The sequence below is a fragment of the Lysinibacillus capsici genome (assembly GCF_020217405.1).
Lineage (GTDB): Bacteria > Bacillota > Bacilli > Bacillales_A > Planococcaceae > Lysinibacillus > Lysinibacillus capsici.
Window position 1 is genome coordinate 3,784,631 of sequence record NZ_CP084108.1, and the last position, 25,268, is coordinate 3,809,898.

Sequence of the window (25,268 nt, forward strand, 5' to 3'; positions counted from 1 at the left end):
TATTATTCACCTCGCAGAGAGTTTGTAATCTCTAAAACACGATCATAACGGAAATCCTTCTCTTCTACCGCCTGCTGCACAACACGATCAATAATATCGCCTGTTGCCCCAGCCATTACAGCCAAGTTTTTCGCATGCAGACGCATATGACCAGATTGAATACCCTCTGCTGAAAGTGCGCGTAAGCTTGCTAGATTTTCTACTAATCCTACTGCGGCAATGTAGCTTGCTAGCTCCTCTGCAGATTGCACATCCATAATTTTTAGCGCTGCTTTTGCAACAGGATGAGTCTTCGTAGCCCCTCCCACAATACCAACAGCTAATGGCAATTCCAACGTCCCAACAAGATTGCCTGCTTTATTCAGCTCCCATGTTGTTAAAGAACGATATCTACCAGAACGAGCAGCATAGGCATGAGCACCAGCCTCAACAGCACGTGTATCATTACCCGATGCTAATACCGCAGCTGTAATACCATTCATAACCCCTTTATTATGTGTGGCAGCCCGATACGGGTCAGCATCTGCAAATTCGTAAGCACTTACAATATTTTTCGCAATCTCTATCCCCCCGAGCATTTCTGTCGAGAATTCACCACGCGCACGAACAATACGCTTATCTGCTAAATTTGAAATAATCCGTAGCACAACTCGTCCATTTGTAATCCGTTCGATTAATGGTGACACAGATTCCGCCATCGTATTAACAGCGTTTGCCCCCATTGCATCCTTCGTATCTACGATTAAATGGACGACAACCATTGTTTCTTTTGCTGTGTCGATTAAGTGTACCTCGATATCCTTCACTCCGCCGCCTAACTTGACTAACGTTGGATCTTTTTCATTACAATGCTCGATGATCTCATTTTTATGTTCAAAAATTTTCGCCCTTGCTGCATGAGGGTCCTCAATATTTAATACCTGAATCTGTCCTCGCATAACTGTTCCAGAGCTGGAAGTAAAAATACCACCTAACTCATATGCTGCTCGTGCCGCATTACTAGCCGCAGCGATTACTGACGGCTCTTCCGTAGCCATCGGAATAAATACCTCTTTGCCATTCACCTTAAAGTTGGCCGCTACCCCTAGAGGCACTGAAATATGTCCAATAACATTTTCAACCATTGCATCTGCAAGCTCTAATGAAATTCCACTTTTTAAAGCTTCAACTTCCTCATTGGTTAAATTTGATTTTTCAGCGATTAACTTAACTCGCTCTTCTACTGAAAGTAAATAAAATCCCTTAATACGTGAAGTCATCCCCATACCCCCAAAATTTAAAAAAAGTGTAATATAATTCAACTTAGTTGAATAACATTACACCAATTGTAAATTGTCTGAATAGTATTGTAAACAAGAAATTTGTATTTTCGATAATATTTACGTTTAAAAGAAAGATTTAATCCTCAACATAAATCGTTAATACCTTTGAGTTTTCTGCAGAATTATTAATAAAGATATGCTCCTTTTTCCCAGAAAAATACGCAGAGTCCCCCTCTTCTAGATGGTAAAATTTATGATCGTATTTCAAGACGATACTACCCGAAATGACATAAATAAATTCATCATTATCGTGAGTATAAGGCGCTAAATTTTCCGCCCCATTATGTACAGTAACAATAGAAGGATTGATATTGCTCATATAGCTCTTATTCGCTAACAGCTCATATTGATAGCCAAGTTCATTCGTCTCAACCGTCTCATGGCGTTCTTTTTTCGAAACAATCGAAATGCCATCAAATTGATCCTGAATAACAAACCAAGCCATTGGCACATCAAATATTTCCGCAATCTTGGACAAGGTCACCAGACTCGGTGTCGCTTTGCCATTTTCTATTTTTGAAATATGACTTTTCGTTAAATTAATCTGCGAAGCTAAATCATCCTGAGACATTTTATTTTTCTTCCGCATCTGCTTTATTTTTACTCCAACTTCTAGTAAGTTCATTTCTTCCAGTCCCCTCGATCATTTCGGTTTTTACAATAACTATACTATATTTTTACATGATGGATCGAAAAATACGGGAGTATATTACTCCTTCATTGTCGTCTGTTCAATTAAATACAAAAGGGTGTGCTGAAAGTTTCTCGACTTTAAAATTAATTTTGAGAAGCAATAATCAGCTTAAACAAAGGAAATAAACGGAATTTTTATTTATAAATGGTATTAAATTATATTTAGTAAAAATGAAATGTTGGTCACAGTTTTTCTATACGAATAACTTTGATTTTTGCTGGATTTGACTCCAAAATTTCAGAATACCAAATCCTCACTTCATCTCCACTTTTAATTCCTTTCATAGAAAGTTTCGATTCATTAATTAAAATTGAAACTGATTCAAATTTATTTGAGAACAGGAGATTTTCACTAGAGAAACTCTCTATATCTGATTGTTGAACGTCCTTTCCTTGAATAAAATAGACTATTCCTTCATGCATTACTATATAACCAATTTCACTTTCGGTATTTTCTTTACTAGCAAATAGTTGGCTAACATTCCCTAAGAACCATAAAGCAACAAGAAAAAGTAACAATAAGACCGTGTTGAAAATAGGTTTGTGAATTCTGTTCTTCATTCAAACCACCACCTTATACATTTAATAATTTTCATATCATTTTAAATATACATAATATACCAAATAACCAAATACTGTGCTCACCTCTATTCTACAATACAAAAAAATACTTCACTTGTTATACTTCCTAAAGAAGGAATAGAGAAAATATTTTGAAGTTTTCAATGCAATTGGATGGAATTAGGAACATAAAAAACTTGTATTGAACTACCGAAGATAAATTACAAGCTGTTGAGCGCTGCTTAAGAGGAATGGAACGGAAAGCTCCTATGCTATAGCTAAATCTATGGGGACTAATAATAAAGCAATCCTTAAATGGATTAAGCAATATGAAATACAGTGTAGTTGAAGCTATTATTCAGCCGTATACAAATTAAACACTAGAGTTTACTCTACCAGTTACTTATGTATACCGATCAAGACTGGCATTATCAAATGAATAAATACTGTCGGGCCTTTGAATAAAGAGGGGTTGTTCAAAGGATGTCTCGTAAAGGAAATTGTTACGACACCTCTGTCATGGTGAATTTCTTTGGAAATCCGAATTCCTTTACATGAGAGAATTAGAAAGTATAGAGCATTAAAAATAGAATTAGAAAAATATATAAACTACTATAATATGAAACGGATCAAGGCAAAATTAAAAAACGAGTCCGGTGCAATACCGAACTCATTTACCCAAGTAGCCAAATGAAATAACGAAGCTAACATACTTCGAATTAACTATTTAATTCATTTATGTGTAACCTACTTAATTGCGCTCTGATTTTAGGAATGCTACAAATAAAGATAATTTTTATTAGAAAAACCTTAGTTACCTCTAAAGACATTACTCTCTATTATTGAAAGTAGATGCAAATAAAAAAAATACTAAGAGACTGAGACATTCAGATGTAAAAACAATTATATAAATTAATACCCAAAATAGAGCCTTTGAAGAGTTTGATATGCATATATTCACATGAATTCTTTCACATTTAACCAAAAACGATGGATATCAGTTTAAAGAGATAAACGGGTGGTTATCTCGCTTTATGACTACTCCCACTCAATCGTCGTTGGGGCTAAGATGTAGTTTTAAGATTATTATCAAAACAGAAAAATCCATTCAAATCATGTCATTTTTTGTCCTCAATTGTAGATGGTGATTCCCATTTATATGTCTTTGTCGTCTCAATGTCATTATTATCAATTTGAAAAGAGAAAACATAGGGAGATTTTAGTCTTCCTATGTTTTCATTCAAATTATTGATCTGTTTGTTCTTGCTTCTTTTTCAAATACTCCGCACGTATTTTCTCAAGTTGCTGCTTTTTATCAAATTTGGCTGGCTTGTTTTTTTCATGATACTTTGCCACAGCCACCTTACCTTTAGTATCCAATTGATATTTCCCCACTTTGGTTCACCTACTTTTCCTGACTTTAAAGCAATCTATTCAACAAATATAGTATACCTTATTTTGTTGATGTAAACCTTTTTCCTATATTGGTGTACTGCTTAACCTTAATTTCAGTAAAAGCTTAGTAAATAATTCATAGCCAAATGTATTTAAAATATCTGTATCCTCACTCTTTTCAGACGCTGGTACCTTTATTCTTATTTACCGCTACAATATTGCTCACCTTTATGTGTGGAGACGGCGGGAGTCGAACCACCGTCTTCTAAAAGTACTGTAATAGCAGTATTCTTAAAGGTTTTCAGCTACTTATGAAAATCTTTGACCAAGGTTTTGACCAAGGTTCTAAAAAATTTACGGAGGCAAGATTTTTAGATGGTGGTATTTTTTTCTTTATTACCTAACTCAATCACTTACAATCTAAAGAGCGTTGATATTTTTTAAAAATCTCTTTTTACATTTACTACCTTATTGATATTACGGTTAAGCATAACATCATAACTAACAAACAAAATACACATTTTAAATTACAAGTTTAGATAATCTTAGGCTGCTTCTTAATTTAAAGTAGCCTTTAGTTTTTTAGCTAAATTCATAGACACTATCTGTTGCTTCTATTATTTTTAAAAAGCTATTATATAATCTGTCCCTATTCTCTTCATTATCAAAATAAATCATAGCAACGATAGGCTTTAATTCACCAGTCAATCTCCCATTTTGTAACCCTACTTCATTAGCAATGGCTTCCCATGGTACATCATAATGCTTTTCAAAATCCGGACTATGTACCAACAACTTTAATTGTCCTTCGCTCTTTTCTTTTTCAAAATAACTCGTTAACATTTTAGGTAAAGTTTCATTTTCACTAAAATCATCGTCAATCACTACAATTACATCTTTACCTAATTCACTAAATAACTTTGTGAAAAATGGTAAATATACCTTACCATGAGGTGTAAAAAACTCTACTGAACTTTCAAACCTATGTTTAATAGACTTTAAAGCAACAATTTCTGAATCTCCCTCAACAAGAATCACTACTTTATTAAACAAACATTTATAAAAATCTTCATTTTCAATAGTTTGGGAAATCAAAGCTTTAAATAAAGAAGGCTTTTCATAAGATTTCAGCTTAGTTTTCATTTTCTCGTTAATTTGGTAGCTTCTATCTTCAAACGCTAATACATTTTCACTAACATTTCTCATCAATTGCTCAATTTTATTAATATCTACACGATATTCTACACTTTCTTTAGTGCCCCTCTTCAAAACAATTATTTTCTCTATACTTGCTCTACACTCTGTCAAAAGCCTTACATTATGCGTAGCAATCCTAACTTTAAGACCAGCTTCACACAATTTTAAAATTAATCTAGCAATTATTTTTATATAATCTTCATCTAAGAAATTTTCAGGTTCATCTAAACAGATATAATCCAAATTGTTAAAATTATATTCCGTAAATATAGATAATAAATTTGAAAATTTTTCTTGTCCCTTAGACATATTATCTTTAAACAAATCATTTTTAGATTTAAGTGTGATAGCTTCTTGCAATAATAAAATATATCTCTCATCTATGGGTTCTGAAGATAATTTATTTTGAGTATTGTTACCTCTTTCCAAATCATTAATATAATGATACATTTTGTTCTCTATATCTATTTTCACACGTGGCTTTTTAATCGAAAAGGTTGGTAAACCTTCCTCATTTACATAAAGGGAATTGAAATTTTTATTAGCTATTTTTCTTAATGCCGTTGATTTTCCAGCACCATTTTGCCCGACATAGAACTCAATATCCATTTATATGCCACCTTCTAATTTTTTTGAAATTGCATAACAATATTTTAGATAAAGTTCTACTATTTTTTCCGACTCAAGAGAACCTTCTAATCTTCCATCTCGGATTTTCAATAATGTATCAACATCACTAGCATTTGTATTAAAAACTTCTAGTTTAATATTCGTTAAATTTTCTATGGAATTTATAAACTCTTTTAGTTTATTTGTATTTTTAGGGTAAATAAAATTCAAATTAATATTAATAGCTTTATCAAACATTAAATTTTTTATATCATAACCTAATTTTTTATCTGGCTCTAATTCCTTATCCCAATTCCAAGAAGCTTCTAATTGCATAGTAAACATAGCCTTACTTATAAATCTGTCCTTACTCACATCAATAGTGATATTATACTTGTCTATTTTATCTTTAATTTTTTGAGATAATTTATTGTACTCGGCTTCCCAAAAAACTACCTTATCACCTAAATAATCAACTAGTAATGTATTTTCTACATTTTCCTTTTCTATCATTTCAATACCATAAAAGAAATAATAATCTTCTAATATAGAAATAACATCTGAAGAAAAAATAACAAAGCCTTCATCTGTATCACCATTATAGTTGTTAGGATTATGGTTTCGTATTTCATGTGTTCCTAAATCAATTACTTTGATGTTTCTAGGTTTGGAACTTTCCAGAATTAATGGTACCTTAATGCTACCTTTAACATATAGCCCATAACCTTCTGAATTTGAAAATTCTAATACCCCATTTGGATTTTCAACAAAATCATTTTCCATAAAGGCATGATTTTTATTTCTATATTCAAATTCTACTACTAATTCATAAACATTTTCCCATTCTTGTTGCTCATGGATTACGAATCCAGAAAGCATTTTTTTTAGAATATTTAAATACTCATCTTTTCCTTTTTTCTTATAAGTTAGTACTGACTCTCTATTATTTTGGTGATATTCCTCACTATAACTTCCTTCTACATATTTTAAATTTTTTACGCCTTCTTCTTGATAATAATCAGATGATGTTAGTAGTGGGTTAATTTGATAAATATTAGAGTTCTTATAATTTCTGTATACAATTAAATTATGAATATAAAGGTCATCTAATCTGGATTTATTTAGATTGTAGATATCTTTCTCTATAGGTAATCCATAATGTAAATTATTCATTAACCATGTTTTGTTAATATCGATTTCCTTGTGCTTAATAACTAACTTTAAATAGAAATCCGCTTCTAAATCTTTAATATAATTCCCTTCATTAATTAAAACTGGAATATATGCTTCTTGTGAATTTGAATAAATACTTCCTATATATTTCACTAATTCATTAGTTGAATTTAATGACATTATTTCATCTAAATAGATAAACAAATTATTTCCTCCTTTGCAAAAATGTTTACTCCAACATATACCATATTATGTTTTTGTTCAATATTCTATTGCGATTTTAAAATTTTATAAACTCTATTACGTCCAATCCCATACTCCTTTGCAATATGTTTAGCACATTATCCAGCTTCAAATAAGGCTCTAACCTTCTTTTTTACCTTTTCATCAGTTACAGGTCTTCCTCCCGTATTGCTTCGTTTACTAGCTGCTTCAAGCCTTGTTCCAAATATTCACTCTTCTTTCTATACTATAAAATTTATCTTAATTTCTATTTTATTGATATTTTTCTGACATGGGCTTTAATAACTCTAAATAGATAACCACATTTATTTTATAGCCCCTATCAACATATTTACCACCTATGTAATAAACTCGCCGGTCAATTATAAATTTATGTTAATTATGGACTATTACTTAATTAGTAAGTACAACATGAATTTTCTAATAAGCCTTCTTTATTCATTTTGATAAATTTTGAAAGCAATTTGGAGCGGTAATGAATTATAAAAATTCCCTGGGTATATTTTTTATATAATATCAAAAAGTTATTTACATCCTGGAACTTTTGATATATTATCAAATCATTCATTTAAAAGGAGCTTTATTATGAACTTAAACAAAACACCTAATTTAACCCCTAAACCCTTAAACACCTTAGTAAACAAAGCTCAAAGCTCGGATTTACAAGTTAAGGCACAAATTTCAAATAATCTAGGGAATGTAACTCTAGTTATGGAGTTACCTATGTACGACTTTTATCGAATGTCAGATGTTGCCAATGAAAGAGCTGAACGAGAAGGTGAGCCTATTGCTCAACGTAAATTAGATATGACCCATGCCACAAAATTGGCTAGTTTTATTTTGAAAGGCATAGTTTCAGCAGTGATTATGGAATTTGAAAAAAATAATACTAAAGCACCTGAAGTATATTATTCAATTCAAAAAATGCTAGGCGAACAACCATATATGGCTCTTCAACCTCTAGTAGCAAATCTTCGCACGGCAGGAAAAGACGGTAGTAATTTAAGGGCTATTGAAATAGTAACTAATGAAAATGAGGTTGTGGGTATACGCTTATGGTTAAGTCAGAGGGATATTCTATACATAGTGGATGGACAACATCGTCGTAAGGGAATACAGTTATTAATTGAATTTTTAGAGGAAATACGACAAGACCATAAATATCCACCTAAAAAGAATAAACTTTTTCCACACAATAGAGATGACAGAACTGTACCAAATGATGAAATGGAAGTATGGATACAATGTTATGAAATGATTCGTTCGGCTTGTAAAGTTACTTTAGAAGTCCATTTAGGACTGGATATTATTGAAGAACGTCAATTATTCCATGATTTAAATAACTTATCAAAAAAGGTAGAACGAAGCTTAGCATTAGATTTTGATAGTTCTAATCCCGTTAATGCGTATATTAAAGAAGAACTTGTTGAAACTGAACTTATTAAAATTTCTCTGAAGGATGTAATTGATTGGAATGAAGATGATGGTAGTATTACTCGTAAAGACATTGTTGCAGTAAATGCTCATCTTCTTTTAAACAAAACTAATATTACTGGTGCAACTCCAGCACAAGTAGAGCCAAAATTAGATATTGCTAGAGATTTTTGGGATAGAATCACAAAGATGCCTTTCTTTGGCCAAGAAGGTGCTAAAACTAAAACTTTGCTAGCTCAACCAGTTATGCTTAAAGCATTGGCAAAATTAACTTACGATTTCGCTTTTGGACGTTTTAAAAGCGAAGAATATTTAAAGCAATTATTAGATGGCATTGAAACTATAGACTTTAGTCATAACAATCCTATTTGGCGATATTATCAATTATCAGAAGAAGAAGTTGTTAAATATAATTTAAACAATTTAGACGAATATTTACCCGACAATTCAACTGGTAATCGTGATATTGGTCAATTTGAATCTCAAACTCAATGGATGCGACTAGGAAGCAAACATAACGATATTTTCCCGATTTTAGGCGATATGATTCGTTGGGAACTTCGGTTACCTAGCCGACATAACAAAAATAGAGGTTAAGCTTAAAGCCAGGAGAAGTAATACTTCTTTTGGCTTTATCGATTATAAAATAATAGATTTATAATCTACCATTTAGTCATTGTCGTATCTTTAATATAGAACAAGCACATATAATTCCAAAAGGGCGTAATTCATGTAAGCAAGGCTGCAAATTTAAGCATAGAGAGATACGCAATGAACAAGCCTGTGTTCTTGTCAATTGAGACCGAACTATAGCTATTGTTTCAATAGGTAGCGTGTTTGCTTATGAATTTTTATCAATTAACATTTTAACAACTTAATGGTTTATATGGAAAACGGTATAGCAGTATTATTTATGATGTCTAATTTAATGCAAACTAGAATTTTTTCGCTCGAGCTATGTCATTAAATAAAGCATATAACTCAAACTCATTTTCTTTTCGATTAGCATATACTTTCTCTAATAAAAAATTTACGAATTCTATCTTTTCTATTTCGAATATGCCAAATCGTTCAATTATTGTATTAATTCTTTCATCATTGGGCATTGTATTAAAAAAACATTTTTGCTCCACCTTATCCCAAATCGATAGTGCAATTCTTTTTACTTTTTTTGAATATTCATTTTTAGATTCCCAAAAACCTTTTTTAGGAATCTTAACGATTTCCTCTAATATATCTGATTTCGCTACCCAACGATGCCTCATATCAAAATCTTTTAATAAAATATATTTTGATATTTCATTTTCATAATCAAGCACATCAACATTCGCAGGAAACGTTTCTTGATTTAACAATAAATGTGCAGTATAGCGATGCTTCCCATCTATAATAAAATATTGGTTATCAATTTCAACTACATTTAAAGGCTCGCATTTCCCCTCTACTATATACCTAATAGAACGAAGTACTCGAGAAATGTTCGAATATATCACTTCTCTATGATATACCTCCGAACAATTATGCCCCTTAACTTGATTAATATTACAGTCCTTCTGAATCGTTCCTTTAGATTCATCCATAAAAAGACTGTAATATGGGTATCTTTTATCTATAGCCCATTCATCTTTTAACTTAAAACAAAGCAAGTATTCATTTTCAGATATAGTATCTATTATACGAGAAACCATAGTAGTATCTTTTGAATTTATTAATCCCTTAATTATTTCGTGTAGTTTCTTAAATTCTTCTTCATATTTAATATCAAAATTATTATAATCCATAAATCCTCCTCAAAATAACAACCTTCAATTTTCATCAATAGGAAATTAGATTATTTAAATAAAACATAGAAATTTAAAATAAATTTTTATGAACCATTCAATTTTTAAAAGAACACTTAATTTATCCTTTACATTTTCTACAGTTACACCAATATATTTTGGTGACAACACCTAGCGTATATAGCAAAAAATATCCTAAACCGCGCTTTTCAAAAAGAATCACATCTTCTCTTTATTTTTCTCAAGCTCTGAATTAAATTTCGCCTTAGCTTCTTCAAAAGATTGATTTTCAATAAAATAAGCAATGCAAGATTCACATAAGGCTAATGTTCCTGCAGCTGCTACTGCACCAGAAATTGCTGACCCTGCACCTGGTATCAATTTCGCTAATTGTCTAGCAACTTGTCTTAACGCAAATCCAATACCAACGTTAACCCCTAATGCACCTATAAATTCTTTAATTGAATCTTTATTTATTTTCCTTCCACTAATCGCAGCGATAATAAGTATCATCGTAGTTTGCAGACCGGTGATTACAGGTAAATCTGCTACCGGAATAGGCACAGCCCCTACTCCCCCACACAAAACAGAAATCCTTTTACCATATTTTCTTGCTAACTTTTTTTGTACAGATTTTATTTTAGACAATTTAGCCAACTGCAGTTGAGCATCATTGGGCAATTTTTCTATTAGATAATTTAATAATTCCTCTATATTCCATACTGTTTCTTCAACTAGTTCTTTAGTATTCTCATCGAACATTTTATACGCAGCCGTAGGAATTACTTTTACCTCATATGGTGTAATGTTATGTAATTTACGACTTAATTCAGAAACGGCCTCGTTTATATTATTTTGTTTAACAGTGCTAGTAAAAGGTGGTTCTTCTTTTTTAGGTGTCAACTCGTCAACTTGGGTAACAACACCAACTAACGGAATTTCATAGTCATGTAATTCTTTCACAATATTTATTAACGTTTTTACTTGCTCAATATCTTCATCTATTCTAGCCCCAACTTCTTTTGCTTTAGATAAAAACAATATTACATCAGGACATTTATCTTTTACAGCTCTTTCTAACTCTTCTATAGGAGTTTGTTCTTCTGCATACTCTTCCGGCTTGTCCGATTCACCTAGACCGCGTGTGTCTAAAATTTCTAAGTCCCCTAATTCCGATTTATAAGAATGCCAACTGCCTCTACCTGTTTGAGCTTTTACATCTCCTGTTTCAGCTACGTAGTTATTAAAAATTGCATTAATTAAACTAGATTTGCCCGAACCCCTTCTACCTACTATCATAATTCTTGGCGCACGTGAATCTAAAGCAAAACCTCTAATTTCATTTAACTCGTTTAATATCTCACCTTTAATTTTTTCTGGCATACTCGACTCTGTCAAAGCCTCAATTATACTTTTCAATAATTCCTCAAATTCAAGTTTGTTATCCTTATCCATAATAAATTCCACCTTAAATTGATATATAGGTAAATAATAACATTTACAACTTTGGAATAAAATATAAAAAAATAACAATTATTAAATTCCAAATATGCAACATTTTAGAACTTGAAATCTATTTAAAAGTACTGTAATAACTAATTCAGTATTATAAAAAATATATATTGTTAAATTAAAACGAAAATAGGAGACTGATTATGAGCACGTACAATGAATTATAGGCTGATAAAGAAGGGAGAGATTATAATGAACTTTAAAAATCAATTAATACAGGTATATAGATTAAGTGAAAAATCTGCTACTGACTATGTAGACCGATTTAATCGGTATATTATCTAAAGGGATTTATAAAGGGGAGTCACACATTACCGCTAATATGGAAATTTGGTTAAAGAATAATATGGAAAAACAAAAGGTCATTATATCCTTATTTTATACATTTCAAAAAACCTAATCAATAGTGAAAATATTAAGGAGGACATATAAATGAAAATTACAATGGAAATGAGTAGAGGCGCTTATGAAATAGCAAAAAAGATATTCTATGGACACATGACAAGAAATGAAGGAAAAAACGAAATTAATAGAGTTACAGGTATGAGTGAAGGTTCAGCACAGACTTTTATTACTATATTTCTAGCTATGATGGATGGCGAAGAATATAAAAGAGCGTTTAATAATAGTACAAATAAATTTTTGCTTGAGAGTATAAGACAAGATTTTGGTGAGGATAACTTTAAAAATGCTCTAAATGCTGTACAAAAACATATAGATTATTACTCAACTTTAAATAAAGGGAATTTGACTGGATTACAAAACATTGTAAATCAAATGAGAAACTAGAGTTCTAGTAGACTAATTGGTAAATGAATGTCATTTGTTGCATTTATGACACAAGAAAAATTTGCGAAGCTATGTAATTGAATGAACATGAGCTTATTGAGTATGAATTCTACTTATTTAGACCGGGTTATCTTGTTCATTCAGTTATTATTTAGTTTTAAATATGTTATTTGCAATGATTCTCATTTTGAATTTTTTCATTATATAAACGTTCAAAAGATGACAATCCAGTATAAACATACAGCTAAAAGTACAGATAATTACACTAATATTTACTTTTTGTACTTCTCTACAAAATCCAACATCATTTGCGTCATAACATCTTGCATCTTCCATTGATGAAATTTTGTTTTATATAATTCTTCAAATTCTTCGTATATATTATCTTGAACTTTGACACTCTTAGCCACATACTTTGCACCTATAGAACCTATTCTCTTATCCAGTTTTACATCTTGATTTACCTTAAAGCATTGCATTTCTACCAGCATTTGCAATTCAGCAAAATGTTCATGTAAATAAGCCATTATTTGCTTATCTTCGTCTATTTTATTTAATGTATCAATTACATACTGTTTAGCGGTTCTATCAAATTTAAAGCCTGCTGCCCGTATACCATTGGTTAGTGTACTGATAGACATACCTAATTCAGCTGCTATATTTTTTAACTCCTGCTTTCGCAATTCTTCATTTATCCAATTCACTTGTTCCTCTACTGGTAACTTTCTATATTCAAAACGATTCACATTTTCACCTCCACATCTAATTTGATTTTGTATCATACACAACTTCTTAACTAAATATTACTTTTGTGATACACAAATATGTTTAACCTCTATTAAAGTAAGAAAAATCATACTTAATCTTACTCTGCTATTTCCTCACTATTTTAGCTCTAAATACTTCTTAAACATAAAAAAATGAACTCTAAAAGTTATAACTCCCCCTATGCTCCCATACAATATGTTGCTATATCAGCAACAGGAACACAGGCACGAGATAACAGGTTAAAGATTTATTCTCGTTCTCGAAACACAGCATATGAAAGGAGGTGGCTTAAATAACAACTATCCAAGCAATTACTAAACATGAATTTGATTTACTACATGCATTCAAATCTTGCGGGTTGCTTCTTCAAGAATACATCCTTAACTACATTTCCAAGCATCGCCTATCCGTATTTATAAAAGGTGGGCTAATAAAAAAAGCCTCTACTTTTCTAAATGGCAATAGAAACTGTTTTGTTTATTTTCTAACTGCTAAAGGTAAAAAGTTAGCGTTGAAGGTTGGTATATCTGGACAATGGTATCGTTCTGCATCCGTAATGCATGATATTGAGATATTGAAGAAGTACATGTCTTTGCCATTGGAAGCAAGGCTAACATGGAAGACAGAAAAGGAGCTACAAAATGTTCTCTACCATACATTGCAAAGCTATGAACAACTAAAGGATTATGAAAAAGCAGATGAGATAGCTAGTCTAATAGAAGATAAAAAGATTGGTGCTACAGATGGAGCTTATAAAGCTAGCGGAAAGTTACAACTGTTTGAAGTAATTACTCGCAATTATACATTTGAGGACATTTTAGCAAAATTGCTTTTTGCTGATACCTTAAATTGCCAAATCGAAATGAAATATACAAGATGAAGGGAGGCGTCATTATGACATCAATAGCATATAAACAAAAGATTGCTAAGGAACATATAAACATTATTAAAATAATTCATCACCTAGGAAAAGGCGTTATGTGGAGAACGCAGTTAAAACAGTATTTGAAATATTTCTATCATTTGAAGGAGAAACAAATCGCTACTGCAATAGCAACATTAAAAGATGCAGACATTATCCATATTCATCGCTACTGTAATCGACAAGTTTTACGTCTTAAAAAGTTTGGTATTTACTTCTTAAGCGCACAATCAAGAGAAAACACCGCTAGTATTAAATTTACAACGACTAAAGCGCTAAAAAGTGCATTTATTAATGCCATTTTGCTTTATAACTTGAATCAACGTGAACTCGATATGGACATAGATGAGTATATCGAAATGATAAAAAGTTACACAACACTACTAGCTAAGGATAAAAGTAACCATCATATTTTAAAACCTTTGTTGCAAAACCCTTTCTACAAGAATGGATGGGAAAAAATTCGTTTAGAGCTAGAACTATTAGAAGAAATTAGACAGAACAACATTAACAGATTAAATCAGCGCCCCCTTACTAAAGAAAGCATATATTATTACGATTTTAACCTTAATGCCATCCAATCAAGAGACGTCTATATCGGAGGGTGGCGTTATTCTGATGCTTACACCGTTTTTGATAAAAGAGTAAAACTACATGGTCCCATCATTTATATAATTGATATTAATAACAAATATCGAAATGTCGCGAAACTTGAGAAACTATTAAAGGAAATTCGAGATTACTTTGATTCTCTTCTTAATACGCCACAGGGCTTTACCATTCATTTCAAAATCATTGTAGGGGATGCTAAAACAGAAATGTACTATTATAATAATTCTACATTTAACAATCTTTGCGAGAACTCGGTAATGAATGAAATTGACTTACTCAACCTCAACGTGCTACATGAGGTATTTGCTGGCGTAAATTTAATTAGATAACACTATCTATAGCGTTATATCTAATATATTTTTTTATATAATATAACATTCTAAAAAAATGGAGTTGTTACAACATGGCAAAAGGAGAAGAAATTAAAATTAAATTACTTGAGTCACATATTGCTCGTATCAAAAATATTCGCAATCAATTACTTGGAGAGATACAGATAGATTTAAGGGAATGTAAATGTAGTATTGAAAAGAAGCATTTACAAAATAGACTAGACTACTTTAATAGTTTAAGTATCGAACGATTAGCAACTCTCTGTTTCAGTTCAGTGCTAAATGCTGATGCATTAGTTCACAATTTAAAAAAGGCAATTTCCCTACATGTAATATTTAACAATATTTCAAATAGGTCTTAGTATTATTTAGCTACCGTTCAACGGTAGCTATTTATCATTTATATGAATCTTTTATAACTTAACAATAGGTAGTCATTAGCTTTTAATATCATCCTGATTTAAAACATATTAAATACTTTAATAAGTCTTTTATAGCAAATGAATAATTCATCAATATCTCAACTATAATAGTTTGATTTTAAGAACAGAGGATTCTCTATGTGAGAAATATAAGGAGGAAATGATGTTGACAGTAGAAGTAACAACAAAATTAAACCCTGGGACAATTATTAAAATTTTACGAAAGAACCGTGGCTACTCGCTTCACGAATTAGCAAATAAAGCAGGTATCACCGCCTCATTTTTATCAATGTTGGAAAATGACATCAATACTAATATTAGTTTAAATTTATTTTCAATTTTGTGTAGAACACTCAATGCAAGTCCTAAAATATTTTTAGACGAGGACCTACAATCAAAACTTATACAGCCTATGAACTTACACGATTTTTTCTTGATACAAGAACTGCATTATAATGGTTCAGCACTTACTTCTGAACAAAAAGAAGGAATATTAACTACAATAATTAATAGCTTAACGGATGCATAATTTACAAAAAGCAAGTAGATGATTCTGCTTGCTTTTTGTTTTATTATCTTATTACATTAAATACAACATTAAAAATGAGGTGATACTATCATGACCGAGGACAAAAAAGTAAATCAAGGTCTTCAACCAAAAACGAGCACTGATAAATCTACTAAAATTAAAGCAAGTATAAATAAAGCTTTAGAGAAAAATGGTGAAGCATTACGGAGGTTATCTAACTAAAGATAACCCCTTTCTAATGATATTCACACTTTACTAATTATTTATTAGCTATCCAAAGAAAAGTTGTTGAACCTTTAAAATTTCCGAGATAACTATTAAAATCTTGTTTTCAGAGGAGGAATTTAATTTGAAAAAAGTAGCAATTATTGATGAATTAATAAAAAGCCGAATATCTCAATCTTTTACTTTTGAAAATCAATTTACACATATCCGTGGCTTTCATGGTTGTCGTCCTTTAGACATACATACTTACTACTCCCAAGGCATTCAAATGATTAATAAGGAACGATTACTACATGAAACATTATTTCGTTTAAAAGATACCTTCGTGGCTAAAAAACGCATTATAGAGGTATTTGAAAAACATTGGCAGTCAGAAACTATTGAAGAAAAAAGTATTTGGTTCACTTCTTCAATGAAAGAATTACTATTAACAGCAGGGCATTATATGATTTATGGAAGTGAATTTATACAAGGTATTGCTGCAGATTTAACAATCCATCAACTATTAAAAAATCATGGCATACCTACAATTTTTTCAATTGATGTACCAATTGAAACTATTCCTACCGAGTATCTTAAATGTTTGGAAGATAACATTCAAAACAAAGACACTAGCGGTGGCTTTAAATCTACCTCTCCTATTTCTAAAAATAATGTAATAGCACACTTTCATCCTTTGAAAATTGTCGATTGGCATAATAACGGGGAATATTATCTCTCTCCAACACCGTAATAAATTATTAAGTATGAATAAATCATCCCCCATGAAATTTTCATACTTAATCTTATTAGCTCGCTTTCTCTTTTAAATCTATTAAGCGATAGATAGTATGTGGCACATTACGAACACATTTCGTCTCCTTATAAATAACGCCTTTGTCATGTAGCCTTTGAGTAAGCTTCGACATCGACGTTTGACTTTTCTTTCCTAAATGCTTAGCTAATTCTTTTTGACTTTCCCAGCATTCTCCTCCCAAGTTACCTGTTGCTCTAACTAAATATATATATAGCTTTAATTCGCTTCCAGAGAGTTTTTTTAACAGCCAATCAGCTATATCTATTGGAATCATTGTAAATCCATCAGCTGTATTAAAATACGGATTTACATAGTATTCGTAGCTATTTCCCTCTCTTCGATTCCTCCGTTTTTTTACTACTAATTGATTCTGTAGTAGAGGCTTTAAATTTTTTTGTAAAGTTGAAGTTGATACATCTATAATTTGCAATAATTTCGATAAATTGAAATTGGATAAACCATGTTTCTCTTTTGCAATATGCATCGCTAAATAGATGCGAATAGAGTTATCGGGTAAATTCGCATATTCAGTAAATAACATATTAGGTAAAATAACTTTTCCTTTTTTAGAAAAATTATCGAAATCTAAATAACCATATACTTCCACCATTTCTGGTGTATACTTTCCATATTTAGCCTCACTATTATAACGATATAATCTTTTCACTTCTGATTTAATTGTTGCTTCATCAATTATTGGATTACACATCTCTCCCCAAACTGTTAATATATTTATGATGCGTTCTAGGCTAAGCCCTAAAGTATTTTTGAAAAACGGAATGAGGAACATCAAAGTAGCGTTACGTATCCCTTCTTTTGTTCCCATCAGCATTTTTTGTATTGCTAAAGGTAATCTTGCAAAGGACACTGCAGGATATAAAGATGTACCTTTTTCAACAAGTTTATTTAATTTTGCTTGTTCCCGATAATATGCTAGTTCTTTTTTCTCTATTTCTTCTTGCTTTCTTTCGGAATTCAAAAGTGGCTTCTGTTCAATTCTCTCCACAGTTTGTAATTCTAATATATCTATTTGATTATCAACTACATCTAGCATGGTGTGTAGCTTATTAAATACTTCCACAACATCATATCGATTTTCAGTCCAATTACTAATACAAACCGGTATGACTTCTCTACTTCCTTCTTGATAATACTTATTTTTTTTATCAAGTGCTTTCGAGTTAAAAGTAAATGGTAATCTCATGACACGCGCGGCATCACTAATGGTACTATCAACTTTAAAGCCTTTTTGAATAAGGAGTTTAGTAAACTTTTTTAGAATTTTCGTATCGTACACGCCTTTTTCTAAGAGTATAATTGATTGAAAACCATGCCCAGTAAAAATGTCAATTGTTTCAATACCTAATCGTTGTAATTTTTCCTTTTCTTTCAGAAACTCGTCAGGAGTTATATCATCAAAATCCATCGGCAAAATACAAGTAAACACAGCATTTTGATTGTTTACTTTTCCTTTTTGCATTATCTTACCATCTATAGTTTTTACCTCTTTATGATATTGAAAGGCAAATGTACTGTAGTAGACACAATAACCTTGACCGTTGATACGTTGTAAAAACTTACGTAGCTCATCTTTATCTTTCTGCTGCAATCTCCAGGTATTATAACTTCTAATGTATCTGGCATTTACATCCCTCTTAAGAGGTCGCAACTCTTTGGCACACTTATTCCAAGCGTCCTCTTTTAAAAACGGATAAATAGATTGTAAAAATTTAGATATTCCTTTTAATTGCTTATCAATTTGTTTTTCATTAAAAATTGGGAGAGAAATTGGTTTAGTTGTTTTCATATTTTTTATACCTCAATTCATTTAGCTTTTCTGTTAAAGGTATAATAAAAAAAAAAATTACTTTTGCGGACAAAAAGTGGTCGTACCTTCTAAAAATTCGGTTGAACACTTCTTAGGTATAATTTTTAAATTAATCGACATTTGTTTAAGCCCCTCCTCCCTCCGCTCCCCCTTCTGTTTTATTATTATTATGAATTTTTAAGATTTAAAGTTTGAAAAACTAGTATTATCAAGCCTTGAAGCTTGTTCACACCTTATGAATTTTTAAGATTTAATAAAATGCCTAAATAGTTGCTTCAAAATTTTTCGGTAAATAATTCCCAAAAAGAACTACAATAAATTCTTCTCAAAGGTTATAAAAACATATTAGAGACCACTAAACGTCGCTTCATGATAAAATAAATTAATAATAACTCGGTTGGAGGGATACGCATTGCATAGTATTCAATTTGGCAACGCTATAATTCCCTATGAGGTAAAGTGGAGCAATCGAAGAAAGACCATAGCAATCGCGGTGAATAGTAACGGTGTCTATGTGACAGCTCCGACAGATACACCTCAAGAGAAAGTGGCTTCCGTTGTTTACCAAAAGGCGGAATGGATTCGTAAACAATTAGTGCATTTTAACGAAATGAACGATAGTATACACTATCGCTTATTTTTAGCAGGTGAAAAACTACCCTATTTAGGTCGACAATATCGTTTGAAAATCGAAAAAGGAAAGTCTATATTATATCCATCGTTTATATTTCAGCATGGTGTATTTATAGCAAAACTGCCCGAAGATACAGCGGAAGAAGACCATCGAAAAATTCTCTTACCACTTTATGAACATTGGGTGAAAGTAAAAGGCGAGGCATTCGTACGGAATCGCATCACGCGCTTTACAGTAAAGCTACAACAGGAACCGAGTGCGATTAAGATTAAAGACCAGCAACAGCGCTGGGGAAGTTGCACAGCAAATGGACAGGTTCTTATCAATTGGCGCATACTACTTGCACCCGTTTCAATTGTTGATTATGTATTAGCGCATGAACTAGCACATTTAAAATATATGGACCATTCCAAAGAATTTTGGATTACATTAGGGATGCTCATTGGGGATTACGAGGAACGGAAAGAATGGCTGCGGGTGAATGGCAAGACTTTATATATTTAAAAATACCGTGTCTACACTACGCTTATATATCGTTGTGTAGACACGGTATTTTAGGTTTATAACTTTGCTAATTGCTCAATAAAATCTAAATGTAATAGTCTTTCTTTATCTTCGATAATAATATCCCAGCGTTCTTCCATAAACTCTAATAATAAAATCCCACGTTCTAAAATAGTCTGTGGTGTCCATGATTTATACTGTGATACTGCAATTTCGCTGTACGAACCATTTATAAAACCGAAGTAACTACCATCTGTTCCTCGTCTTTTCTTTTTATCTTCAAAACATTTATTTTGTAAACTTGAATTTTTAGATTGGGAAATAATAACTAAATTACCGAGTGAGTGTAGTATATTGAACTTATGCTTCTCCGAATAGCCATGTAAAGTATCTGCCCAACATTTTTCTCCGCTTTCTTGAGGCAGGATATGTTCTATGCTGTCTTTTTTCGCAATACTATCCCAACTAACTTTTGCATCTCCTTGTGCAACAGCTTTTAAGTGTAACTCATATTCATATAAAAAATATTTTAAACCGTTCCAACTGTAGAACCCACTACCCTTTTTATATTGGTCAGAAATAAAATCTACAAATTTATCAATATCGAACCAGCCATAATAATATTCATCATCTTCTCCATCTGTTAAGTTATCAATATCTTCAATAATGGATTGGAGTATCAACGAATTTCTATCGTGATAAAAATCATTCGCCAATCGATAAAAATGATTATTTTTTGTATTCGATGTTCGTCTTGTTAACCTAAATACAAGAAACTGAAATCTTTCCATACTTTTCAAAAGTTGAATAATTTCATCTTCTTCAAACTCCTTATTTAAGGTTGCTAAAATTAATGGACCGAATGCTCCATAACCTAATCGATTTAATTTGAATAGCCATTCTTTCAACTCTATTCCATACGGTGATAATCCGGGATTAAAGATATAAAACCATTTTTGAATACTTTTATGAATACTGTCTATATAGTTTTTGATTTCACTAAAACCTATTGTAATATCACGATTTTGGTGCAAAATGTTTTTGGGTGTGAAATAATCATTTAATAAAAAATCTGCATAAGCTTCTGAAATACTTCTGTCATATTTAAAATACATCATCCAATGATTTCTTAAAAAATTGTCATCACTTAAAGGATTATATTTATTTTTCCCTAAATATTCGTACACAGTTTTCCAAACGTCATTAATTTCCCTACGTAATTTCGCTTTATCATCTTCATCTTCTTGTAAAAGTGTTGTTAAATAAATTAATCTATTTTTTAGAAGTTCTAATTTAGATAATGGTTTACCACGATTATTCATCGTCTCAAAAGTAATAAAGACATCTAAATCATCATCAATTTCATATAAGTTGAATTTAAGGTTATTTACTACTTTTCTATAAATTAAAGCCAAGTCTTGCTTCGAAAAAATTTTTAGCTTCTTATCGAAAAAGTCTTTTGCACGATTTAAATTTGCTGTATATAACGTTTCTTCTGGAACACTTGAGGCTGTAATAGAAGGTTGATTTAAGATTTTAGTTTTAAAAAATTCATCGCTTGGGTTATCTTTTTCATAACCAAATACAAAAGACTGATATTGCCCTGATTTTTGAAATAAGAAACGCTTTAGTAAATCTCTTTTTTCCTCAAAATTAATCTCTTCATCATCATTAAAGCGACTTAAAATTGCATTAATTAACATAATAACTGTCGTTAATCTTTGCTGTCCGTCGATTACATAATAGGCCTTCATACCTTTATTCAGCATCCATAAATCATCTTGCCACTTTTCTAAGTGCTCGACCGACTCCCTTTTAATACTTTCGACAGTAATTAAGCCAGTGTAGTGCTTTTTATCTTCTTTGAGATTTTCAATATCCTCCCAAAAATCCTCAAGTTGTTCTAATTGCCATGCATATCCACGTTGATAATCTGGAATTCTATAAAAGCTATTATTAAAAATTTCATTTAAAGTCTTTAATTCATTATTAGCCATTCGAAGTTCCTCACTGTGTTATTTACTAAAAATATTTATCATTTCTTCCCATACTGATTCTCCGCCAATGCTACAAAATATCCTGTTAGCATCGACGCATCGCTCATCGACATTTTTTCTTTGAGCAGCTTAACCTTTAAATCAGCCGTCAGCTTACGCTTAAAATCAGTTTTGGAGGACCAATCACTAATCGGTGAAACAGTCTCCTCTATAAAATGATGCACGTTAACGGCAATTTCTTTTAAGTTGTATGATTCACTTTCTTCATGTACCTCAAGGAGCTTGTTGTAATAAGGTTCCTGCAAGCTCGTTAAGCCACTTTCGGTCTTTCCGCTAACTTTGGTCACGATGGATTCTCTTGCTTCTTCTAGCTTCTCTAACAGTTCGAAAATGGTCATTTGACGCTCTTTATACTTTTCGATAAGCTGCTCGACTTTTTCTTTCAGTGATGTGTAGAATACTTTATCTTCATCTAGACGAACTGATATTTCTTTCTTAATGGCGTGTTCCATTTGAGCTGCTTTCGTTTCAGGCTTTACGTTCTTTTCAAGTTCCTCTTTGAACGATACATCTAAAATCGAAACCGGGTCGCGTGCATCGATACCCTCTGTAAATAAGTAGTTCTGCACAAGACGGCGTACTTTTTCACCACATTCGGAAATATCCATTCCGTCATCTATCGCGAAACGAGACTTCGCGAGCTGACGAATCGCTCCTAGACGCTTTAAGTCTCCCGTAAAACGCTCCGCTTTTGGACTTGGCAATACTTTATCCATACTTTGCGCAAAACGCTTATACGCAATGTCAAAGTCTGCACGAACGTCTTCATTTGTTAAACGCAGAATCGCTTCTTCTAAGTCAGCTGGCTTTACACCGTCAAAATAACGTAGTGCTGCACGATGCCGTTGCTCTAAACGGGGTAGTTCATCATCAATGGATTGCAATGCACCCTTCACATCATTTGCACTAAAAATTTCTAATGCTTGGTCTAAGAAACGAGAAACACCAAAATAATCAACAATTAACCCATAAGATTTATTGTCATCGTATTTACGGTTTGTTCGAGCAATAGCTTGTAATAAGTTGTGCTCCTTTAACGGCTTATCTAAATACATCACCTGCTCAATTGGAGCATCAAAGCCTGTTAGCAACTTATCACAGACGATGAGCATCGCGAGCTTATCCTCGTCCATTGGCTGTTTAAAACGAGCAATTAGGTTCTTCTCTTCTTCTTTTGAAATGTGATATTTACGCATTTCCTGGGAGTCGTTTTGACCAGCAGAGAAAATAACAGCGGTCTCGAATTGACCCGCCGCAAATTCATCAATGAGCTTTTTATATTCCACCGCTGCATGACGAGAAATTGCAACTACCTGTGCTTTATAGCCGTTCATCATGATTTTGCTTTCATAATGGCGCACAATATCAAGTGCAATTTCACGCATTCGGTCAGGTGAAGTAAGCAGTAATTCATCATTTACATACTTTTGTTTAATTTTTTCTCGTGTGTCCTCATCATACTCATGGAACGAACGGGAGAACAGTTCATCTAGTGAATCCCCTTTTACATGTAAGTTCGGTAAACGTGATTCATAAAAAATAGCTACTGTTGCACCATCCTCAACCGCTTGTTCAATTGTGTACTTATCAATGTAAGCACCGAACTTTCCAGTTGTTGAACGCTTTTCCTTTTCGATTGGCGTACCTGTAAAACCGATAAAAGTTGCGTTAGGCAAAGCTTTACGCATGTTCATCGCTAAACCTTTATACTGTGAGCGGTGCGATTCATCGGTCATGACAATAATGTTTTGTGATTGCGAGATGACCGGGAACTGCTTATCGTCATCACCTTGGAACTTCTGGATAAGCGTCATAACAGTACTACCTGCACCTTTTGCTAACTGTTGCTTTAAATCCGCTACAGAGGCAGCTTGCGTTGGATTTGGGAAACCGGATTGCGTAAAGGTCGCTGTAATTTGCTCATCTAAATCTTGACGGTCTGTCACGATAACAAGCATAGGGTTTTGAAGTTTCGTTTGACGACGCAGTTTCATCGCAAGGTAAACCATTGTCAGTGACTTACCAGAGCCTTGAGTATGCCATACAACACCACCTCGAAGTGCTGGCTTATCCTCCGTTAAAATACGTTCAATTGCCTTATTTACAGCACGGTATTGCTGATAACGTGCTAGCTTTTTCACTTTGCCATCAAAGACAATAAAATTACGCATTAAATCAAGCACTGCCTCTTTACGAAGCATCCCCGACACTAACACTTCTTGCGCTCGCGTAGTGCCTACTTCCTCTAATGTTAAAGGATATGGGTCCTTCCATAAGCCATAGTGCTGCGCCTTGGCAAATACCGTTCCTGCTCTTGCTCGGTCCCGACTTGTAACAATTAAAATTTGGTTGTACCAAAATAACTTGTCGTTCGTTTGCATATAACGTTCAAACTGACGTACTCCTTCTAGCAGCTGTTTATCCACCTGTAATTTCGGGCTTTTACACTCGACTAATACAAGCGGTAGACCGTTTATGTACAGTACGATATCCGGACGAATTGAGCCGTTTGCATTTTCAATACTTAGCTGATTAACGACAAGAAACTCATTGTTTTCAGGTTGTTCAAAATCGAACAATGTAACAGTTTGATTTTTCTTACCACTACCCAAATCTTGCATAACGGAAATACCTTGTCCAAATAACCATTCAAAAATCGTTTTATTGGCGTGCCATGTATCTTCCGCTTGATGTGAAACAAACTGCTTCACTACTTTTTCTACGTTGCTATCGTCTATCCAAGGATTTAACGCACGAATAGCCTTAGCAAAACGCTGCTCAAGCACAATCGCCGCTTTAGAAGAGCGCTCCTTATCCAGTTCTGGACCTTGCATATGGATATAACCATAGCCTTTTAACTGCTCAATAAACGGCAACTCTACCTCTTTATATTCTAATTTATTCATCAACACTCACCTGCCAATTACCCG

Annotated in this window: 21 protein-coding genes and 1 pseudogene; 10 read left to right on the forward strand and 12 right to left on the reverse strand. The window is 32.4% G+C overall.

From position 1 onward, the window contains the following. Positions 1-2: 2 nt before the first annotated feature. The 3 genes from LCP48_RS18750 to LCP48_RS18760 form a co-directional block, all read right to left on the reverse strand. Positions 3-1,259, reverse strand: coding sequence for a hydroxymethylglutaryl-CoA reductase, degradative (locus LCP48_RS18750; RefSeq protein ID WP_004228165.1), 1,257 nt, complete (start codon positions 1,257-1,259; stop codon positions 3-5). 139 nt (positions 1,260-1,398) lie between these two features. Next, positions 1,399-1,947 carry a helix-turn-helix domain-containing protein gene (locus LCP48_RS18755; protein ID WP_004228161.1) on the reverse strand — a complete coding sequence of 183 codons (549 nt, stop codon included), beginning with the start codon at positions 1,945-1,947 and terminating at the stop codon, positions 1,399-1,401. A gap of 251 nt (positions 1,948-2,198) precedes the next feature. After that, positions 2,199-2,576, reverse strand: a complete 378-nt coding sequence (locus LCP48_RS18760) for a DUF3221 domain-containing protein (protein ID WP_225340428.1) — start codon at positions 2,574-2,576, stop codon at positions 2,199-2,201. A gap of 393 nt (positions 2,577-2,969) precedes the next feature. On the opposite strand from LCP48_RS18760, the pseudogene LCP48_RS18765 reads away from it, so the two are divergent. Beyond that, positions 2,970-3,262 (forward strand): annotated as a pseudogene (locus LCP48_RS18765) (IS3 family transposase); the annotation flags it as partial. Between the two features lie 559 nt (positions 3,263-3,821). On the opposite strand, the gene LCP48_RS18770 reads toward LCP48_RS18765, so the two are convergent. From LCP48_RS18770 to LCP48_RS18780, 3 genes are all read right to left on the reverse strand, one after another. Continuing rightward, positions 3,822-3,971 (reverse strand): hypothetical protein, encoded by a 150-nt coding sequence (locus tag LCP48_RS18770; RefSeq protein ID WP_004228154.1) that lies wholly within the window; start codon positions 3,969-3,971, stop codon positions 3,822-3,824. A 582-nt stretch (positions 3,972-4,553) separates the two neighbouring features. After that, positions 4,554-5,777, reverse strand: a complete 1,224-nt coding sequence (locus LCP48_RS18775) for a TOPRIM nucleotidyl transferase/hydrolase domain-containing protein (protein WP_225340429.1) — start codon at positions 5,775-5,777, stop codon at positions 4,554-4,556. Beyond that, the gene (locus LCP48_RS18780) at positions 5,778-7,154 is read right to left on the reverse strand and encodes a hypothetical protein (RefSeq protein ID WP_225340430.1); all 1,377 of its coding nucleotides are present in this window, start codon (positions 7,152-7,154) and stop codon (positions 5,778-5,780) included. It abuts the gene before it with no gap. A 624-nt stretch (positions 7,155-7,778) separates the two neighbouring features. Here LCP48_RS18780 and LCP48_RS18785 point away from each other — a divergent pair. Beyond that, on the forward strand, positions 7,779-9,224 hold the full coding sequence (locus LCP48_RS18785) for a DNA sulfur modification protein DndB (RefSeq protein WP_225340431.1): 1,446 nt from the start codon (positions 7,779-7,781) through the stop codon (positions 9,222-9,224). 338 nt (positions 9,225-9,562) lie between these two features. Here the strand turns inward: LCP48_RS18785 and LCP48_RS18790 are convergent, their stop codons facing one another. Together LCP48_RS18790 and LCP48_RS18795 are read right to left on the reverse strand one after the other, a co-directional pair. Further along, complete coding sequence (locus tag LCP48_RS18790; RefSeq protein ID WP_225340432.1) at positions 9,563-10,408, reverse strand: ParB N-terminal domain-containing protein; 846 nt, start codon at positions 10,406-10,408, stop codon at positions 9,563-9,565. A 219-nt stretch (positions 10,409-10,627) separates the two neighbouring features. Further along, a complete protein-coding gene (locus tag LCP48_RS18795) occupies positions 10,628-11,863 on the reverse strand; it encodes a GTPase family protein (protein WP_225340433.1) in 1,236 nt (411 codons plus the stop codon). A 489-nt stretch (positions 11,864-12,352) separates the two neighbouring features. Between LCP48_RS18795 and LCP48_RS18800 the strand changes: the two genes are divergently transcribed. Beyond that, positions 12,353-12,709, forward strand: coding sequence for a hypothetical protein (locus LCP48_RS18800; RefSeq protein ID WP_225340434.1), 357 nt, complete (start codon positions 12,353-12,355; stop codon positions 12,707-12,709). Positions 12,710-12,981: 272 nt separating this feature from the next. On the opposite strand, the gene LCP48_RS18805 is transcribed toward LCP48_RS18800, so the two are convergent. Further along, a complete protein-coding gene (locus tag LCP48_RS18805) occupies positions 12,982-13,455 on the reverse strand; it encodes a hypothetical protein (protein WP_225340435.1) in 474 nt (157 codons plus the stop codon). Positions 13,456-13,988: 533 nt separating this feature from the next. Here LCP48_RS18805 and LCP48_RS18810 point away from each other — a divergent pair. The 6 genes from LCP48_RS18810 (at position 13,989) to LCP48_RS18830 (ending at position 17,252) form a co-directional block, all read left to right on the forward strand. Further along, positions 13,989-14,357, forward strand: a complete 369-nt coding sequence (locus tag LCP48_RS18810; protein ID WP_225340436.1) for a hypothetical protein — start codon at positions 13,989-13,991, stop codon at positions 14,355-14,357. 14 nt (positions 14,358-14,371) lie between these two features. Further along, positions 14,372-15,340: a hypothetical protein gene (locus tag LCP48_RS18815; protein ID WP_225340437.1), complete on the forward strand. Its 969-nt coding sequence runs from the start codon at positions 14,372-14,374 to the stop codon at positions 15,338-15,340. Positions 15,341-15,414: 74 nt separating this feature from the next. After that, positions 15,415-15,705, forward strand: a complete 291-nt coding sequence (locus LCP48_RS18820; RefSeq protein WP_225340438.1) for a hypothetical protein — start codon at positions 15,415-15,417, stop codon at positions 15,703-15,705. A gap of 226 nt (positions 15,706-15,931) precedes the next feature. Further along, on the forward strand, positions 15,932-16,294 hold the full coding sequence (locus tag LCP48_RS18825; protein ID WP_225340439.1) for a helix-turn-helix domain-containing protein: 363 nt from the start codon (positions 15,932-15,934) through the stop codon (positions 16,292-16,294). 90 nt (positions 16,295-16,384) lie between these two features. Continuing rightward, positions 16,385-16,516, forward strand: a complete 132-nt coding sequence (locus tag LCP48_RS23375) for a hypothetical protein (protein ID WP_263643091.1) — start codon at positions 16,385-16,387, stop codon at positions 16,514-16,516. 127 nt (positions 16,517-16,643) lie between these two features. After that, positions 16,644-17,252, forward strand: a complete 609-nt coding sequence (locus LCP48_RS18830) for a hypothetical protein (protein ID WP_225340440.1) — start codon at positions 16,644-16,646, stop codon at positions 17,250-17,252. A gap of 55 nt (positions 17,253-17,307) precedes the next feature. Here LCP48_RS18830 and LCP48_RS18835 read toward each other — a convergent pair whose 3' ends face one another. Beyond that, positions 17,308-19,122 (reverse strand): helix-turn-helix domain-containing protein, encoded by a 1,815-nt coding sequence (locus tag LCP48_RS18835; RefSeq protein WP_225340441.1) that lies wholly within the window; start codon positions 19,120-19,122, stop codon positions 17,308-17,310. A 433-nt stretch (positions 19,123-19,555) separates the two neighbouring features. Between LCP48_RS18835 and LCP48_RS18840 the strand changes: the two genes are divergently transcribed. After that, complete coding sequence (locus LCP48_RS18840; protein ID WP_225340442.1) at positions 19,556-20,281, forward strand: M48 family metallopeptidase; 726 nt, start codon at positions 19,556-19,558, stop codon at positions 20,279-20,281. A 56-nt stretch (positions 20,282-20,337) separates the two neighbouring features. On the opposite strand, the gene LCP48_RS18845 is transcribed toward LCP48_RS18840, so the two are convergent. Then, positions 20,338-22,278, reverse strand: a complete 1,941-nt coding sequence (locus LCP48_RS18845; protein WP_225340443.1) for a DUF262 domain-containing protein — start codon at positions 22,276-22,278, stop codon at positions 20,338-20,340. A 38-nt stretch (positions 22,279-22,316) separates the two neighbouring features. Beyond that, positions 22,317-25,244 carry a type I restriction endonuclease subunit R gene (locus LCP48_RS18850; RefSeq protein WP_225340444.1) on the reverse strand — a complete coding sequence of 976 codons (2,928 nt, stop codon included), beginning with the start codon at positions 25,242-25,244 and terminating at the stop codon, positions 22,317-22,319. Positions 25,245-25,268: the final 24 nt, after the last annotated feature.

What these genes read in the sequence shown, in the direction of transcription:
- LCP48_RS18775 (WP_225340429.1), bottom strand. Translation starts at nt 5,777, where the DNA reads ATGGATATTGAGTTCTATGTCGGGCAAAATGGTGCTGGAAAATCAACG.
- LCP48_RS18835 (WP_225340441.1), bottom strand. Translation starts at nt 19,122, where the DNA reads ATGAAAACAACTAAACCAATTTCTCTCCCAATTTTTAATGAAAAACAA.
- LCP48_RS18795 (WP_225340433.1), bottom strand. Translation starts at nt 11,863, where the DNA reads ATGGATAAGGATAACAAACTTGAATTTGAGGAATTATTGAAAAGTATA.
- LCP48_RS18750 (WP_004228165.1), bottom strand. Translation starts at nt 1,259, where the DNA reads ATGACTTCACGTATTAAGGGATTTTATTTACTTTCAGTAGAAGAGCGA.
- LCP48_RS23375 (WP_263643091.1), top strand. Translation starts at nt 16,385, where the DNA reads ATGACCGAGGACAAAAAAGTAAATCAAGGTCTTCAACCAAAAACGAGC.
- LCP48_RS18790 (WP_225340432.1), bottom strand. Translation starts at nt 10,408, where the DNA reads ATGGATTATAATAATTTTGATATTAAATATGAAGAAGAATTTAAGAAA.
- LCP48_RS18785 (WP_225340431.1), top strand. Translation starts at nt 7,779, where the DNA reads ATGAACTTAAACAAAACACCTAATTTAACCCCTAAACCCTTAAACACC.
- LCP48_RS18850 (WP_225340444.1), bottom strand. Translation starts at nt 25,244, where the DNA reads ATGAATAAATTAGAATATAAAGAGGTAGAGTTGCCGTTTATTGAGCAG.
- LCP48_RS18800 (WP_225340434.1), top strand. Translation starts at nt 12,353, where the DNA reads ATGAAAATTACAATGGAAATGAGTAGAGGCGCTTATGAAATAGCAAAA.
- LCP48_RS18815 (WP_225340437.1), top strand. Translation starts at nt 14,372, where the DNA reads ATGACATCAATAGCATATAAACAAAAGATTGCTAAGGAACATATAAAC.
- LCP48_RS18760 (WP_225340428.1), bottom strand. Translation starts at nt 2,576, where the DNA reads ATGAAGAACAGAATTCACAAACCTATTTTCAACACGGTCTTATTGTTA.
- LCP48_RS18755 (WP_004228161.1), bottom strand. Translation starts at nt 1,947, where the DNA reads ATGAACTTACTAGAAGTTGGAGTAAAAATAAAGCAGATGCGGAAGAAA.
- LCP48_RS18820 (WP_225340438.1), top strand. Translation starts at nt 15,415, where the DNA reads ATGGCAAAAGGAGAAGAAATTAAAATTAAATTACTTGAGTCACATATT.
- LCP48_RS18845 (WP_225340443.1), bottom strand. Translation starts at nt 22,278, where the DNA reads ATGGCTAATAATGAATTAAAGACTTTAAATGAAATTTTTAATAATAGC.